The sequence below is a fragment of the Shewanella profunda genome (assembly GCF_023283765.1).
GTDB classification, from domain to species: domain Bacteria; phylum Pseudomonadota; class Gammaproteobacteria; order Enterobacterales; family Shewanellaceae; genus Shewanella; species Shewanella profunda.
Map to the genome: position 1 here is coordinate 1 of NZ_JAKILG010000071.1, position 14,758 is coordinate 14,758.

16 protein-coding genes and 1 other annotated feature are annotated in these 14,758 nt (G+C 48.0%); of the genes, 11 read left to right on the forward strand and 5 right to left on the reverse strand.

The window, feature by feature from the left end; translation table 11 throughout:
- Positions 1 to 144: 144 nt before the first annotated feature.
- From rluB to rnm, 5 genes are all read right to left on the reverse strand, one after another.
- Complete coding sequence (gene rluB, locus L2744_RS20440) at positions 145 to 1,020, reverse strand: 23S rRNA pseudouridine(2605) synthase RluB (RefSeq protein ID WP_248993603.1); 876 nt, start codon at positions 1,018 to 1,020, stop codon at positions 145 to 147.
- On the reverse strand, positions 1,013 to 1,609 hold the full coding sequence (gene scpB, locus L2744_RS20445) for an SMC-Scp complex subunit ScpB (protein WP_248993604.1): 597 nt from the start codon (positions 1,607 to 1,609) through the stop codon (positions 1,013 to 1,015). Before scpB ends, rluB begins: the two co-directional genes overlap by 8 nt.
- A 3-nt stretch (positions 1,610 to 1,612) precedes the next feature.
- Positions 1,613 to 2,401, reverse strand: a complete 789-nt coding sequence (locus L2744_RS20450) for a segregation and condensation protein A (RefSeq protein WP_248993605.1) — start codon at positions 2,399 to 2,401, stop codon at positions 1,613 to 1,615.
- Positions 2,402 to 2,551: 150 nt separating this feature from the next.
- Complete coding sequence (locus tag L2744_RS20455; RefSeq protein ID WP_248993606.1) at positions 2,552 to 3,172, reverse strand: L-threonylcarbamoyladenylate synthase; 621 nt, start codon at positions 3,170 to 3,172, stop codon at positions 2,552 to 2,554.
- Positions 3,169 to 4,029 (reverse strand): RNase RNM, encoded by an 861-nt coding sequence (gene rnm / locus L2744_RS20460; protein ID WP_248993607.1) that lies wholly within the window; start codon positions 4,027 to 4,029, stop codon positions 3,169 to 3,171. Before rnm ends, L2744_RS20455 begins: the two co-directional genes overlap by 4 nt.
- A gap of 210 nt (positions 4,030 to 4,239) precedes the next feature.
- Positions 4,240 to 4,347: a sequence feature (Trp leader region), on the forward strand.
- Positions 4,348 to 4,445: 98 nt separating this feature from the next.
- On the opposite strand from rnm, the gene L2744_RS20465 reads away from it, so the two are divergent.
- The 11 genes from L2744_RS20465 (at position 4,446) to xthA (ending at position 14,203) form a co-directional block, all read left to right on the forward strand.
- Complete coding sequence (locus L2744_RS20465) at positions 4,446 to 6,107, forward strand: anthranilate synthase component 1 (protein WP_248993608.1); 1,662 nt, start codon at positions 4,446 to 4,448, stop codon at positions 6,105 to 6,107.
- A 9-nt stretch (positions 6,108 to 6,116) separates the two neighbouring features.
- On the forward strand, positions 6,117 to 6,719 hold the full coding sequence (locus L2744_RS20470) for an aminodeoxychorismate/anthranilate synthase component II (RefSeq protein ID WP_248993609.1): 603 nt from the start codon (positions 6,117 to 6,119) through the stop codon (positions 6,717 to 6,719).
- The gene (gene trpD / locus L2744_RS20475; protein ID WP_248993610.1) at positions 6,716 to 7,762 is read left to right on the forward strand and encodes an anthranilate phosphoribosyltransferase; all 1,047 of its coding nucleotides are present in this window, start codon (positions 6,716 to 6,718) and stop codon (positions 7,760 to 7,762) included. The genes L2744_RS20470 and trpD overlap by 4 nt, the downstream gene beginning before the upstream one ends.
- A 6-nt stretch (positions 7,763 to 7,768) precedes the next feature.
- Complete coding sequence (trpCF, locus tag L2744_RS20480) at positions 7,769 to 9,247, forward strand: bifunctional indole-3-glycerol-phosphate synthase TrpC/phosphoribosylanthranilate isomerase TrpF (RefSeq protein ID WP_248993611.1); 1,479 nt, start codon at positions 7,769 to 7,771, stop codon at positions 9,245 to 9,247.
- Positions 9,248 to 9,359: 112 nt separating this feature from the next.
- Positions 9,360 to 10,550, forward strand: a complete 1,191-nt coding sequence (gene trpB, locus L2744_RS20485; RefSeq protein WP_248993612.1) for a tryptophan synthase subunit beta — start codon at positions 9,360 to 9,362, stop codon at positions 10,548 to 10,550.
- Between the two features lie 5 nt (positions 10,551 to 10,555).
- On the forward strand, positions 10,556 to 11,377 hold the full coding sequence (gene trpA / locus L2744_RS20490) for a tryptophan synthase subunit alpha (protein WP_248993613.1): 822 nt from the start codon (positions 10,556 to 10,558) through the stop codon (positions 11,375 to 11,377).
- A gap of 274 nt (positions 11,378 to 11,651) precedes the next feature.
- Positions 11,652 to 12,083, forward strand: a complete 432-nt coding sequence (locus tag L2744_RS20495; RefSeq protein WP_248993614.1) for a glycerate kinase — start codon at positions 11,652 to 11,654, stop codon at positions 12,081 to 12,083.
- A 71-nt stretch (positions 12,084 to 12,154) separates the two neighbouring features.
- Positions 12,155 to 12,439 (forward strand): DUF2798 domain-containing protein, encoded by a 285-nt coding sequence (locus L2744_RS20500; RefSeq protein ID WP_248993615.1) that lies wholly within the window; start codon positions 12,155 to 12,157, stop codon positions 12,437 to 12,439.
- A 107-nt stretch (positions 12,440 to 12,546) separates the two neighbouring features.
- Complete coding sequence (locus L2744_RS20505) at positions 12,547 to 13,092, forward strand: septation protein A (RefSeq protein WP_248993616.1); 546 nt, start codon at positions 12,547 to 12,549, stop codon at positions 13,090 to 13,092.
- Positions 13,092 to 13,391, forward strand: a complete 300-nt coding sequence (locus L2744_RS20510) for a YciI family protein (protein ID WP_248993617.1) — start codon at positions 13,092 to 13,094, stop codon at positions 13,389 to 13,391. The genes L2744_RS20505 and L2744_RS20510 overlap by 1 nt, the downstream gene beginning before the upstream one ends.
- Positions 13,391 to 14,203, forward strand: coding sequence for an exodeoxyribonuclease III (gene xthA / locus L2744_RS20515; RefSeq protein WP_248993618.1), 813 nt, complete (start codon positions 13,391 to 13,393; stop codon positions 14,201 to 14,203). The genes L2744_RS20510 and xthA overlap by 1 nt, the downstream gene beginning before the upstream one ends.
- Positions 14,204 to 14,758: the final 555 nt, after the last annotated feature.

Sequence of the window (14,758 nt, forward strand, 5' to 3'; positions counted from 1 at the left end):
GGGTGTAGTAGGTTGGGAGCGGTTATGGGAAGGATGGTTCAAACTGCAAACCATCCTTGAAGGCTACGAATTGGCTCTATCTCTTGAGCACGAGATGTGATCAAGAGATAGCGCTAGGCGGCCTTTTTCATTGGGATAAACAACTTAGCTACGCTGGCGCGTTGGCTTAGGTTTTCCCGTTGAAGTGACTTTATGCTTACGCACGGCGCGGCGAATTTTAGCACTCTTCACCTGAGCACGAGCCACACTGTGTTTATCGGCAGCGAGCATAGTACGGGTTTCAGGCTCTAAACCTGCCAGTTGGCGCAGATAGTTCACTTGCTCAATCGGCAATTCAACCCAACCACCGCGAGGCAGGGATTTTGGCAATTCGACCATACCATAACGGATACGGATCAAACGACTCACCTGCACTTCTTGGGATTCCCATAAACGGCGCACTTCGCGGTTACGACCTTCGCGTAAACACACGTGCCACCACTGGTTCATACCTTCACCGCCCGCTGGCTTGATACTATCAAACTGCGCAGGGCCGTCTTCTAGCATGACGCCAGTACGCAAACGTTGCACTGTCGCTTCAGGGATCTCACCGAAGGTACGCACTGCGTATTCGCGGTCGACTTCGTTCGATGGGTGCATTAAGCGGTTCGCTAACTCACCATCTGAGGTAAACAACAATAAACCTGAGGTGTTGATGTCTAAACGACCTACCGCTACCCAGCGTGAATCACGCACTTTAGGTAAGCGATCGAATACCGTTGGACGACCTTCGGGATCTTTACGACTACAAATTTCGCCCTCTGGTTTGTGGTATGCAAGCACACGGCAAATCACATCGTCGGCGGATTTAAGCGAAATCGCTCTGCCATCGATACGCACTTTAGCATCGGCTTCAATACGATCCCCAAGGCTAGCAATTTCACCATCAATACTAACTCGGCCTGCAGCAATCCATGCCTCCATCTCACGACGGGAGCCATGGCCTGCACGGGCCAAGACTTTCTGCAATTTTTCACTCATTAGTACTTTGCTCTTCTGACTGTTCTGGCGCTGATTTCAAACCTGAAAAAACCGCCTGCAATGACTCAGTATCCGACAGCGGCGGTAAATCCGCTAAGGTGTCTAAGCCAAAATATGCTAAAAATTCTAAGGTAGTGGCATATAACGCGGGTCGCCCCGGTACTTCTTTATGACCAACTACTTTAATCCAATGTCTATCTGACAAACTTTTTATGATGTGGCTACTAATAGCCACACCGCGCACCTGTTCAATATCGCCGCGAGTCACAGGTTGACGATAGGCAATCACCGCCAAGGTTTCTAATGTCGCACGCGAATATTTAGGGGCTTTTTCCTGCCACAGGGGCTGCAAAAAAGGACTCAATACCTCTAAGGTCTGGAAGCGATAACCCCCAGCGACTTTCACAAGTTGAACACCTCGGTCTTGATAATCCTGCTGCAGCTCATCCAATGCGGCTTTGATTTTGTCTCTGGAAACAGTGAAATCCACCAAGACAGTGTCTTTCAACATTTTCGCCGACAAGGGTTTCCCCAATACAAACAAACTCGCTTCAATAAGCTGTTTTAATTGAGTCGGATTTATCTGCATCAATTAATAGGCCTTAACGTAAATAGTTGAAAACGGTTCTGTTTGGTACAATTCAACCAATAACTCTTTGACTAATTCCATCAAAGCTAAGAAGGTTACCACTACACCGGCGCGGCCTTCTTCTACGGTAAATAAACGTTCAAAGGCCGTAAAATCTTCTGAGTTCAGCATGGCTAAAATTTGGCTCATGCGCTCACGGGTCGATAAATGTTCCCGCTTTACATGATGATCTTCATAGGCATCGATACGTTTGAGTACATCACCAAAGGCGCGGGCTATTTCAAACAACGAGACTTCTGGCGGGATCACCAGTGGCTTAATACCGGGAGCTGCCAACGCTTTGGCTTGAAACACATCCCGCTCGAGCCGCGGTAAATCATCGAGTTTTTGCGATGCTTCTTTAATCACTTCATAGGCTTTCAACTGACGGATCAGTTGCGCCCGCGGATCTTCCTCAACCTCATCTTCGGCCACCATACGCGGCAGCAGCAAACGGGATTTAATCTCGGCAAGCGTTGCCGCCATCACTAAGTAATCGGCGGCAAGTTCGATTCGAGCCTGAGTCAGCAACGTAATATATTCTAAATACTGCGCGGTGATTTGCTGAATGGGTAAATCGACAACGTCTAATTTTTGCTTACGGATCAAATATAAAAGTAAATCCAATGGCCCTTCAAAGGACTCGAGGAACACTTCCAATGCCTCCGGTGGAATAAACAAATCCAGCGGCATTTCGGTCATTGCCTGACCACGAATAACGGCTAAGGGTAAACTCTGTTGCGTGCCCTGCATCCGCTATCTTGCTCCGTTAACACTGCGCCATCCAACTTAGGCTAACGCCAAACGCGCGATTATACCTGTAAATTAACGGCGATAAAACTGCCAAATAGACGCTTTATGCCGCTAAATAACCGGATTTTCAAACTTTATATCTTACCTTTATTACAGAAACGGCGTGATGTCCCCTGCGCCTTCACGTAAAATCTCGGCGCCATCTTCGGACATATCGATCACAGTCGTTGGCTTCTCACCTAAATAACCGCCGTGGATAATCACGTCCACTTGATGCTCGAGCAGATCGCGGATTTGTTCAGGATCAGACTCGGCAAACTCGGCATTTGGCATCACTAAACTGGTCGACATCAACGGCGCATCTAAGGCTTCGAGCAATGCCAGTGCGATCACATTGTCGGGCACACGAATACCTATGGTCTTTTTCTTGTCATTTTGCAGACGACGCGGCACTTCTTTGGTCGCCTTAAAAATGAAGGTATAAGGCCCAGGCGTGCAACTTTTTAGAATGCGATAGGCCTGATTATCCACTTTGGCGTAGGTTGCAAGCTCGGATAAATCGCGGCACATCAAAGAGAAATTATGATCGTTCTCAATTTGGCGAATTCTCGCCATCCGCGTCATAGCATCTCTCTCGCCAATCAAGCAGCCTAGGGCGTAGCCAGAATCGGTTGGATAAACAATAACACCACCCGCTTTTAAAGCCGCAACGGCTTGACTGATAAGACGTGTTTGCGGATTTACTTCGTGTACATAAAAAAACTGACTCATGGTCGTTCCACCCAAGATCTCGATTGCCAGACCCAATCAATACCTTGGGGCTGATACAAATTTTTACCTAATTCTATCCAATTGCTCGGAAAGTGAAAATCACTCCCTATCGATGCAAGCAACTGATTTTGGACACTCAGAGCCACAAGATTGGCCCTGTCGTCTAACGTTTGCTGGCCGAGTACCACTTCCATGGCATCTCCACCCGCTTCTTTAAATTCACGCACTAAGCGCTTAAGCCACTTAGCCGATAACTTATAGCCACTCGGATGAGCTAATACGGCCAATCCACCTGCGTTATGGATGATATCAATAGCGCTGGCCATATCACCCCAATTATTAGGCACATAACCAGTTTTACCGCGGGCAAGGTAGCGTTTAAAGACGCTCGGCATATCCACAGCATGACCATTTTCAGCCATCCAGCGGGCGTAATGCCCACGACTCAGCGCCGCATCACCCGCCAATACTTTAGCGCCTTCGTAAGCGCCTTCAATGCCCGACTTGGCTAACCTATGGCCAATTTCTTGGGCTCGTAATTCACGTAATTCACGCTGATTTTCGAGAAAAGTTAACAACTCTGCATTAGTTTCATCAAAATTAAGCGCAACAATATGAATGTCATAGCTATTCCAACGGGTTGAAATCTCAACACCAGAAATCAGCTTCAATGGCGCTGACTGAGACAGATTAAAAGCGCGGGCTTCGGGTAAACCTGCTACTGTGTCATGATCGGTAATTGCAAATAACTGCACGCCCTTTTCAAGGGCTCTTGCGATCAGTTCAGAGGGTGTTAACTGACCATCGGATGCGGTCGTGTGGCTATGTAAATCTGCCAATATGCTTTGAGTATTCATGGGGCTATTGTACGCGAATTTGTTAAGAAGTGCGCTGGTATCTCACACTTTAATGGATAAAATCCCCATTCACCCCAACCATTTATAGGGATAAATTCCCGTATTTGAAAAATATTCAATTGACATTATCGCTCGGCTCATGTTTTCTATAGGTCAATTAACGTATTAGCGAGACCCTTTTGAATGACACACATTAACGCTTCATTAAACATCATTTGGTGGTGGCACTTCCCAACGTAGCGGGTGGTGTGAAGCTCTGTGCTCATTTGAAAGTGACCAGAATCAACAAAAAGCCCGCAGAAATGCGGGCTTTTTTGTTAGGTGCGAAAAATGTCGGCAGAATCGGGCAATAAGATTAAGAAAGCGAGATAACTCATGATGTTAAAGACATTTTATAAGGTAGCTGGAGTATGAACATGCCCAAACAGACATTCGCACGATCGAGTACACTCAAGGCAGCATTAACCTACCACAGCGATCCACTGCGCTTATATCAGCACATCACCCAAGATGCGCCCCATACTATGTTGCTGGAATCGGCCGAAATCGACAGTAAAGATCACTTAAAGAGTATGGTGATGACCCATGCTGCCATGATGATCCGCTGCGACGGTTATCAACTGACCTTCACCGCACTGACCGATAATGGCGCGAGCTTACTTGCCCCCATCGAAACCTTTTTCAGCACTAGCAGTGCGGCCGTTTCTCGCATCAATATGGCCCGAGATAACTTGACCTTAGTAGTCACACTGCAAAAAGATACTCAGCTGCAGGACGAAGATGCACGCTTAAAATCCACCTCGCCGCTAGATGGCCTGCGGATGTTTATCCAGCAGATTGATTGTGGCGCTCATACTGACAGCCAGACTAAACCCGCCTTTGAGGATCTGTTTTTGGGTGGCGTACTGGCCTACGACTTGATTGATACCGTCGAACCTCTGCCTTCAGTACCGAACCGCGATAACGATTGTCCAGACTACTTATTTTACCTCGCTGAAACCCTAATCCTTATCGACCATAAACTTAAACAAGCCGACATTATTACCCATAACTTCAGTCACGATTCCGCCCAGTATGTCACCATTACCGCAGCGCTAAGCGAACGAGTTCAGCATTTAAGTACGCAATGTAAAACTCTGGGTAATTCACCTGCCGATGTGCCGACACTGGTCGCTATTGACGCAACTGAGCAAGTCAATATTTCCGATGAGGTGTTCAAACAAACCGTTATCGATTTAAAAGAACACATTATTGCGGGCGATATTTTCCAAGTGGTGCCATCCCGTAGCTTTAGTTTGCCTTGCCCCAATACCTTAGGGGCTTATCGCGCCCTGCGCCTGACTAACCCTAGCCCCTATATGTTTTATTTCAGGGGGCATGATTTCACCCTGTTTGGCGCCTCGCCAGAAAGTGCGCTCAAATTTGATGCCAGCAGTAATCAAGTTGAGGTCTACCCAATTGCTGGCACCCGCAAACGCGGTAAAACCGCCACAGGCGAGATTGATTTCGACTTAGACAGCCGCATTGAACTCGAACTGCGTTTAGATAAAAAAGAACTATCAGAACACTTAATGCTGGTCGATTTAGCTCGCAACGATATCGCACGCATCAGCCAAAGCGGCAGTCGCAAAGTCGCCGAATTATTAAAAGTTGACCGTTACTCCCACGTCATGCACCTCGTCAGCCGCGTGACGGGTCAACTGCGCCAAGATTTAGATGCTCTGCATGCTTATCAGGCCTGTATGAATATGGGCACATTAGTGGGCGCACCAAAAGTACGTGCATCACAACTGGTACGCCAAGCGGAAAAAGCGCGCCGCGGCAGCTATGGCGGCGCTGTGGGTTACCTTAATGCCCTTGGTGACATGGACACTTGCATCGTGATCCGCTCCGCCTTTGTTAAAAATGGCACCGCCTTTATTCAAGCCGGCGCTGGCGTGGTATTTGATTCGGATCCCCAAAGCGAGGCAGATGAAACCCGTCAAAAAGCCCAGGCCGTGATTTCGGCGATCAAAATGGGCGCTGGACCGCTAGTGAATGAATCGTCAGCTCAATCCACTTCAGCACAATATAAATAGGAGCCAAATATGAAACTCTATCTACTCGATAACTTTGACTCCTTTACCTACAACCTAGTGGATCAATTTCGCAGCCTAGGTTGTGAAGTGGTGATTTACCGCAACGATGTTGCCGCCGACTATATCGCCGAAAAACTGCTTAACGAACAAGAGCCTGCAGCCCTAGTGCTATCACCCGGTCCTGGCGCGCCCCATGAGGCAGGTTCTATGATGGCACTTATCGCCAAAGTTGCGGGTAAGGTGCCTATGCTGGGGATCTGCCTTGGGCATCAAGCCATGGTGGAATATTACGGCGGCACAGTGGCGCGCGCGCCTTTTGTGGTACACGGCAAGGCAAGTCCGACTTTCCATGACGGTACTGGCGTATTTGCAGGTTTGCCCTCTCCCCTACCCGTTGCCCGTTATCACAGTCTCGTCGCCACTCAAGTACCGGATTGCTTGCAAGTGATCGCAACCACTGAAGCTATGCCGATGGCGATTTTGCACCCTGAGCATAGAGCCGTTGGCTTTCAGTTCCACCCAGAATCGATTCTGACGACGTTGGGCAGCACACTGCTCATTCAAACCTTGGCATTTCTGACCCAAGACATGACAGCAGGAGTAAACGCATGAGTACAAACAATATTCAGCCTTTGCTCGACCTTTTATACCAAGGTAAGAGTTTAAGTCGCGAACAAACCTTTGAGATTTTTAGCGCGTTAATTCGCGGTGAAATGAGTGAAGCCACTATGGCGGGCATGTTAGTCGCGCTCAAGATGCGCGGCGAAACCATAGATGAGATCAGCGGTGCCGCCGATGCGATGCGCGCAGCCGCCAAGACGTTTCCCTACTCGAATGGCGATAACCTTAGCAATGGAATCGTTGACATAGTTGGCACCGGAGGTGATGGCTTTAATACCATTAATATTTCCACCACTGCGGCCTTTGTTGCCGCGGCAGCGGGCGCTAAGGTCGCCAAACACGGCAATCGTAGCGTGTCGAGTAAATCGGGTTCATCGGATCTTTTGGCGCAGTTTGGCATCGACTTAACCATGTCGCCAGACACCGCCAGTCGTTGCCTCGACACATTGAACCTATGCTTTTTATTTGCACCCCACTACCACGGCGGAGTAAAGCATGCGGTGCCAGTAAGGCAAGCACTGAAAACGCGCACCTTATTCAATGTGTTAGGACCACTTATCAATCCCGCCCGCCCCGAGTTTATGTTGCTTGGCGTGTATAGCCCTGAGTTAGTCTTACCAATAGCGAAAGTATTAAAGGCGCTTGGCACAAAACGCGCTATGGTAGTACACGGCAGCGGTTTAGATGAAGTTGCGCTGCACGGCAATACCCTAGTGGCCGAATTAAAAGACGGTGACATCATAGAGTATCAACTCACGCCCGCCGATTTAGGTGTACCTTTAGCACAAATCAGTGACTTAGAAGGAGGCGAACCCGCGCAGAATGCCTTGATCACCGAGGCAATTTTGAGAGGTCGCGGCACAGATGCGCACGCCAATGCGGTCGCCATCAATGCAGGTTGTGCTTTATATGTGTGTGGGATTGCTGATTCAGTCAAAGCGGGAACCTTACTTGCGCTCAGTACCATACAAAGCGGCAAAGCCTTTGAATTGTTAAGCCAATTGGCTAAAGTCAGCAGTGAAACAAAGGAATAAGTGGCAATGACTCAAGAACTGATAACAGATAGCCAAGATATGAGAACTCAGCCACAGGCAGCAACAAACCCTATGCCAAAAAGTAATGTGTTAACCCGTATAGTCGATACCAAAGCGGCCCATATTGCCGCCCTGAAGCAGCGTTTCCCCGAGGCAAGCTTGTCGCCAAAAATCTCTGACCGCAGTTTGTTTGCCGCACTCAAGGCGCCCAAGGCGGGCTACATTTTAGAATGTAAAAAAGCCAGTCCCTCCAAAGGGCTTATCCGCGATGTGTTTGATGTGGAAGCCATCGCCGATATCTATGGTAAATATGCGGCGGGCATTTCGGTATTAACCGACGAGCAATTCTTTCAAGGGGATATGGACTATATCCCTAAGGTACGCGCTCGGGTAAACCAACCTATTCTGTGCAAAGATTTTTTTGTCGATGAATACCAAATCAAACTCGCCGCCCACCAAGGCGCCGATGCAATTTTGCTGATGCTGTCCGTGCTCGATGATGAACAATATCAACATCTAGCGAAAGAAGCCGCTAAGTATCAACTCGATGTGCTGACCGAAGTCAGTAACGAAGAGGAACTTAAGCGCGCCATCGCATTAGATGCGCCGATTATTGGGATCAATAACCGCAACTTAAGGGATTTGAGTACGGATCTTGCCACCACAGAAACGCTGGTGCCACACATTGGCAGCGACCGCGTGGTTGTCAGCGAATCTGGCATCTACAACAATCAGCAAGTACGCCGCCTGAGTCCGTTGGTCGATGGTTTCCTCGTCGGCAGCTCAATTATGGCCGAGGCTGATATCGACTTAGCCTGCCGTAAATTGATCTTCGGTCACAATAAAGTCTGCGGCCTCACCCGCATGGAAGATATTCGCGCCGCAGCAACGGCAGGCGCTGTCTATGCCGGGCTGATTTTTGCTGAAAAATCCCCGCGCGCATTAACCCTTGATGCCGCTGAACAATTGCTCAGGGAGTATCGCGCATCCTCGGCTCCCGCCATTGAATTCGTCGGCGTGTTTGTTAACGCAGCGCCAAAAACCATTTGTGATATCGCCGCCAAATTACAATTATCGGCCGTACAGCTGCATGGCGCGGAAACTGAACTGGAAATCGCACAGCTCGCCGAGCGACTTGAGCAAGCGGGACTCACAACTCAAATTTGGAAAGCCGTCAGCGTCGATGCGCAAACGGGTGAGCTTGGCAACTTACCTCAGGGAGCATCGCGATATCTCTTTGATAGTAAAACGGCAGGCCAATTTGGCGGCTCGGGCCAAGCCTTTAATTGGCAAAGCATTGATGTGAAATCCCTCGGCCCACAAAAGGCCTATGCCATGTTGGCTGGCGGACTAAACGCCGACAATGCGGCCAGTGCCAATGCCCAAGGATTTTACGGTTTAGATTTTAATTCAGGCCTAGAAACCGCCGCAGGAATTAAATCGGCGCAACTGATCCAAACAGCTTTTGCCAACTTACGTCTCTAAACGGCGAGATAAAACACATTTATATCTGTGGCTCAATTTAACAACGTACATTTAACAAATGCTTGAGTTGAGAAACCACAGACAAACAGATTGATAAGATAAGGAAAAAGGTATGTCAAAGTTAAAGCTTAACCCTTATTTCGGCGAATACGGCGGCATGTATGTGCCACAGATTTTAGTGCCAGCCCTTAAGCAATTAGAAACTGCCTTTGTGGAAGCACAGGATGATGACGACTTTAAAGCCGAGTTTACCGATTTACTGAAAAACTACGCGGGTCGCCCAACGGCGCTCACTTTAACCCGCAATTTAAGCCCAAATCCTATGGTGAAAATCTACCTCAAACGGGAAGATTTGCTCCACGGCGGCGCCCATAAAACCAACCAAGTGTTAGGCCAGGCACTGCTTGCTAAACGTATGGGTAAAAAGGAAATTATTGCTGAAACAGGCGCAGGACAACACGGGGTTGCCACCGCCCTTGCCTGTGCGCTGTTAGGCTTAAAATGTAAAGTCTATATGGGCGCAAAAGACATTGCGCGCCAATCACCTAACGTATTTAGAATGCGGTTGATGGGTGCGGAAGTGATCCCTGTCACCTCAGGTTCTGCCACCCTAAAAGATGCCTGTAACGAGGCAATGCGCGACTGGTCTGGCAGCTACGAAAAGGCCCACTATTTACTCGGCACGGCAGCAGGTCCACATCCGTTCCCAACAATCGTGCGTGAATTCCAACGTATTATTGGCGAAGAAACCAAGAAGCAAATGTTTGAACGTGAAGGTCGCCTGCCCGATGCGGTTATCGCCTGTGTGGGCGGCGGTTCCAACGCTATCGGCATGTTTGCTGACTTCATCGACGAGCCAAGTGTCGAGCTGATTGGCGTCGAACCTGCGGGTAAAGGCATAGACACGCCTATGCACGGCGCACCGCTTAAACACGGTAAGACAGGGATTTTCTTCGGCATGAAAGCGCCTTTGATGCAAGATAGCGAAGGGCAAATCGAAGAATCCTATTCGATTTCAGCTGGATTGGACTTCCCATCCGTTGGCCCACAGCACGCACATCTTAATGCCATTGGCCGCGCCCGTTACGAGTCCGCCACCGATGATGAAGCCTTGGAGGCCTTCCAACTGCTGGCGCGCTGTGAAGGTATCATCCCCGCATTGGAATCGGCGCATGCGCTCGCCTATGCCGTAAAAATGGCGCGCGAGTGCACCAAAGAAACCATTTTAGTGGTCAATCTTTCCGGTCGTGGCGACAAAGATATTTTCACCGTTTCTGACATTTTGAATGGTAAAGAGGTATAGCAAACATGAGTGACACATTAACTAATACTGGCCGTTACCAAGCCACCTTTGCCAAACTCAAAACCGAAGGTCGTGGCGCTTTTGTCCCCTTCGTCACCCTTGGCGATCCTAGCCCTGAGTTATCACTGAAAATTATCGATACCTTAGTGCAAAACGGTGCCGATGCCTTAGAGCTGGGGTTTCCGTTTTCCGACCCATCAGCGGATGGCCCAGTGATCCAAGGCGCTAACCTGCGGTCTTTAGCGGCGGGCACGACTCCAACGGCGTGTTTTGAATTGCTGGCACAAGTTCGCGCTAAATATCCCGAACTGCCAATCGGTTTGCTACTGTACGCTAATTTGGTCTTTGCTAACGGCATCGATGCTTTCTACGCTAAAGCGCAGCAAGCGGGCGTTGATTCAGTGCTTATCGCCGATGTACCAGTAGAAGAATCAGCTCCCTTTAGCGAAGCCGCTAAAGCCCATGGTATCGCACCGATTTTTATCGCACCGCCCAATGCCGACAGTGAAACCCTTGAGCAAGTAAGTAAAAGTGGTGAAGGTTACACATATCTCTTATCCCGCGCAGGAGTCACAGGCACAGACACGAAAGCTGGCGCGCCAGTTGAAGAAATTTTATCTAAATTGAAAGCCTTTAACGCCCCGCCACCGCTCCTCGGTTTTGGTATTGCCGAACCTTTACAGGTGAGCGCTGCCATCAAAGCGGGCGCTGCGGGGGCGATTTCTGGCTCTGCCGTCGTGAAAATCATCGAGACCCACCAGCACGATGAAACTAAGCTACTTGCGGCACTAGGGGAATTTACCCGCGCCATGAAGGCTGCGACCTAAGTTAATCCTGATTTCAATCTCTTTGATAAATCAATAACTTCAATTGTAGAGAATAAGTGTGGCACACTCGCTGCCCACTTATTCTCCGTTTATCTCAGCCCTAATGTTTACTCAGCATTGCCACCCACAGCTTGTTATCTCTTCCGACAAAAGCACTTTAGACCGAGATACATCAAACACAATACATACAGTTACCCGAAATGAAACTGACAGCGTATTTATTTGGTCACAGTTCCTCGTTAGCATGCCTCTATCGAAGAAAAGGGGACTTCCTATGCAGTATCGGATCTATATTCTTGAATTAACCCCTTTGGGCTGTGGTTTTGAAGGTGAAATCGCGGGTAAATGTGACAATGGCGCGCCAATTTGGTTTTACTATCAAGGCAGCGATCAACAGGCAAAAATGCACTTTCCGGTTGACCAGTGGGTCACAGTTGAATTGGTTGGCCGACTGGCGAGTGCAAATCCTCAAGCCGATTTTATTGAGTATCTACCACGCCAGAGCCTATTATTTCCAAATAACAGCTGTCACTTTGAGGCTTCAGGGCAGATCGTTGATATTACTCAAACACCCGAAGATACGATTTACCTGTTGCAATCGAACCTGTCACTACCGTTTGATAATGAACTTGGAAAATCCCCTATCTCGCTCGGCGATTGGGTCAATGTAACAGGCGAGCTTTGGGTCACGAATTGGATAAACTGAGTCGATAAAAGAATGTATAGTGTTAGCCTGTGACACATCACTCGTCTGATTCAGTTGTAATTGAGGATCCAATGTCCACTTCTCACTCTTTGCCTAACGCCAAATCACGTACTTTCTTGGGTACGCCTAAATTACCAGCCAAGTATGCTACTGTGGTGATGCCATTTTTTCTTTCTGTTCTAATGAGTTGTATCGTTTCTGGGATCAGTACTTTTAATGGCGTTGGCGCTTCGGCGCAATTTATTGAACTTTGGCTCAGCGCTTGGCTCATCTCATGGGTTGTCGCCTTCCCGACATTACTGATGGTTTTACCCTTAGTGCGCAAACTCACCGCCGCCTTCGTCGATCTTCGTTAAGATTAAAGCGGTTTCATGGCCAAGATCGCAATCGAGCCGCATGATGGCTTTTTCCCACTAGCCTCGCGTGCTACACTCAGGTCCACGTCTCTTTATCACGATTATTTATGAAACAACTGCTTGATTTTCTGCCACTCGTTATCTTTTTTGCTGTCTATAAATTTTTCGATATCTATATCGCCAGCGGCGCATTGATCGCAGCTACCGCGCTTCAATTGATCGTGACCTATGCGCTATACAAAAAGCTTGAAAAGATGCATCTTATTACCTTCGCCATGGTGACCATTTTTGGCACACTCACATTAGTTTTCCATGACGATGCCTTTATTAAATGGAAAGTCACCATTATTTATGCCTTATTTGCCTTAGCATTAGGCATTAGCCAGTTACTGAATAAATCCATTTTAAAGTCGATGTTAGGCAAAGAAATGCAAGTAGCCGACAATATTTGGGCCCATGTCACTTGGTATTGGGTGATCTTTTTTGCCACCTGCGGCCTTGTGAATATTTATGTGGCCTTTAGTTTACCGTTAGAAACTTGGGTGAATTTTAAGGTCTTTGGTTTAACCGCCTTAACCTTAGTTAATACTGTAATAACTGTATTTTACCTTTATAAACACCTTCCAGAAGATCAACGCAAGGAACTTAAATAATGTGGTATATGATTTCAGCTCAAGATGTTGAGAACAGCTTAGAAAAACGTTTAGCTGCACGCCCTGCCCATTTAACCCGTTTGCAAGAATTAGCGGACGAAGGCCGTTTACTGATTGCTGGCCCACACCCTGCTATTGACAGCGAAAATCCAGGTGATGCGGGGTTTAGCGGTTCATTGGTTGTAGCTGATTTTGATTCTTTAGCCTCAGCACAAGCTTGGGCCAATGCAGATCCTTATTTTGCTGCCGGCGTATACCAAAGTGTTGTGGTTAAACCCTTTAAGCGAGTTCTGCCTTAATGAAAATTGTGTCCTTTAATATCAATGGACTGCGCTCTCGTTTGCACCAACTGCAAGCCTTGATCGACAGCCACCAGCCCGACATTATTGGCCTGCAAGAAACCAAAGTGCACGATGAAGCTTTCCCGCTCGCTGAAGTTGAGGCTATGGGCTATCAAGTCCATTACCACGGTGGTAAGGCCCACTATGGCGTGGCTATGCTGTCAAAGGTTGCACCACAGAAAGTACAAAAGGGTTTTCCAAGCGACGACGAAGATGCTCAGCGTCGGATGATTATCGGTACCTTTGCCCAAGCGAATGGTCGTCCATTGACGGTATTCAACGGCTATTTTCCCCAAGGCGAAAGTATTGACCATCCCACGAAGTATCCTGCTAAACGTAAGTTTTACCAGGACTTAATGAGTTATTTGCACGCTAATCATAGCAAGGATGAAGATATCGCTATCATGGGGGATATCAATATTTCTCCAACCGATTTAGATATTGGTATAGGCGAAGTCAATCGTAAGCGCTGGCTAAAAACCGGTAAATGCAGCTTCCAACCGGAAGAACGTGAATGGTTAAAAACCTTGCAAGACTGGGGTTTGGTCGACACCTTCCGCCAACTGTATCCCTCTCGCACTGAGCGTTATTCGTGGTTTGATTATCGCAGTAAAGGGTTTGATGATAACCGCGGTCTACGCATTGATGTGATTTTAGCAACACCCTCGCTCGCTGCGCGCTTAGTCGAATCCGATGTTGATTATGATTTACGCGGTATTGATAAACCCTCTGATCACGCGCCAATTTGGAGCACGTTTAAAGAAGCCTAAGCTGCTTGGGTTCGACCATCTTAATGAATGTAAAAACATCGGCTTAGGCCGATGTTTTTGTTTGGGGCTTAGCTTCAGCCGCTGATTAACCGTGAGCCATGGTATTCACTCATCGACGCGCAGCAAGTCCGTCCGCGGGGCGGACGGTCGTCTCGCAAATCACCCTGGCTCACCTTTTTAGTATTTGCGTAACCTTTAGATTTAAAAGCCATACGCAGCACGGTTTTGGACAAGAATAAGTTAGCAAACTGTACTGGGTAACCTGTTATTTTAGTTGTTGGGATCTTAGCGTTGGCTGGTATCCAGTCATATCGGCTTACCATGGCATTTACTCATCGACACGCAGCGAGTCCATATATGGACACCTCGAATAGATCAACCACTTTTTGAGTAACAGAAAGTAATACTGCGTACGTATATCCGACCTGTTTGTGAGAATCTTTTTTCTCTGGCCTTAATGAGAACCGCGCCTTTGCTGCTTATCGTCCTTTCGGAGTCATATGCTCCTTGTACTCTCTCAGCATCTGCAAAGGCCGGTATTACCTGTTACTTCAT

Excerpts from the sequence above, each read along its gene's own strand:
- rluB (WP_248993603.1), bottom strand. The coding sequence starts at position 1,020 with ATGAGTGAAAAATTGCAGAAAGTCTTGGCCCGTGCAGGCCATGGCTCC.
- scpB (WP_248993604.1), bottom strand. The coding sequence starts at position 1,609 with ATGCAGATAAATCCGACTCAATTAAAACAGCTTATTGAAGCGAGTTTG.
- L2744_RS20450 (WP_248993605.1), bottom strand. The coding sequence starts at position 2,401 with ATGCAGGGCACGCAACAGAGTTTACCCTTAGCCGTTATTCGTGGTCAG.
- L2744_RS20455 (WP_248993606.1), bottom strand. The coding sequence starts at position 3,172 with ATGAGTCAGTTTTTTTATGTACACGAAGTAAATCCGCAAACACGTCTT.
- rnm (WP_248993607.1), bottom strand. The coding sequence starts at position 4,029 with ATGAATACTCAAAGCATATTGGCAGATTTACATAGCCACACGACCGCA.
- L2744_RS20465 (WP_248993608.1), top strand. The coding sequence starts at position 4,446 with ATGCCCAAACAGACATTCGCACGATCGAGTACACTCAAGGCAGCATTA.
- L2744_RS20470 (WP_248993609.1), top strand. The coding sequence starts at position 6,117 with ATGAAACTCTATCTACTCGATAACTTTGACTCCTTTACCTACAACCTA.
- trpD (WP_248993610.1), top strand. The coding sequence starts at position 6,716 with ATGAGTACAAACAATATTCAGCCTTTGCTCGACCTTTTATACCAAGGT.
- trpCF (WP_248993611.1), top strand. The coding sequence starts at position 7,769 with ATGACTCAAGAACTGATAACAGATAGCCAAGATATGAGAACTCAGCCA.
- trpB (WP_248993612.1), top strand. The coding sequence starts at position 9,360 with ATGTCAAAGTTAAAGCTTAACCCTTATTTCGGCGAATACGGCGGCATG.
- trpA (WP_248993613.1), top strand. The coding sequence starts at position 10,556 with ATGAGTGACACATTAACTAATACTGGCCGTTACCAAGCCACCTTTGCC.
- L2744_RS20495 (WP_248993614.1), top strand. The coding sequence starts at position 11,652 with ATGCAGTATCGGATCTATATTCTTGAATTAACCCCTTTGGGCTGTGGT.
- L2744_RS20500 (WP_248993615.1), top strand. The coding sequence starts at position 12,155 with ATGTCCACTTCTCACTCTTTGCCTAACGCCAAATCACGTACTTTCTTG.
- L2744_RS20505 (WP_248993616.1), top strand. The coding sequence starts at position 12,547 with ATGAAACAACTGCTTGATTTTCTGCCACTCGTTATCTTTTTTGCTGTC.
- L2744_RS20510 (WP_248993617.1), top strand. The coding sequence starts at position 13,092 with ATGTGGTATATGATTTCAGCTCAAGATGTTGAGAACAGCTTAGAAAAA.
- xthA (WP_248993618.1), top strand. The coding sequence starts at position 13,391 with ATGAAAATTGTGTCCTTTAATATCAATGGACTGCGCTCTCGTTTGCAC.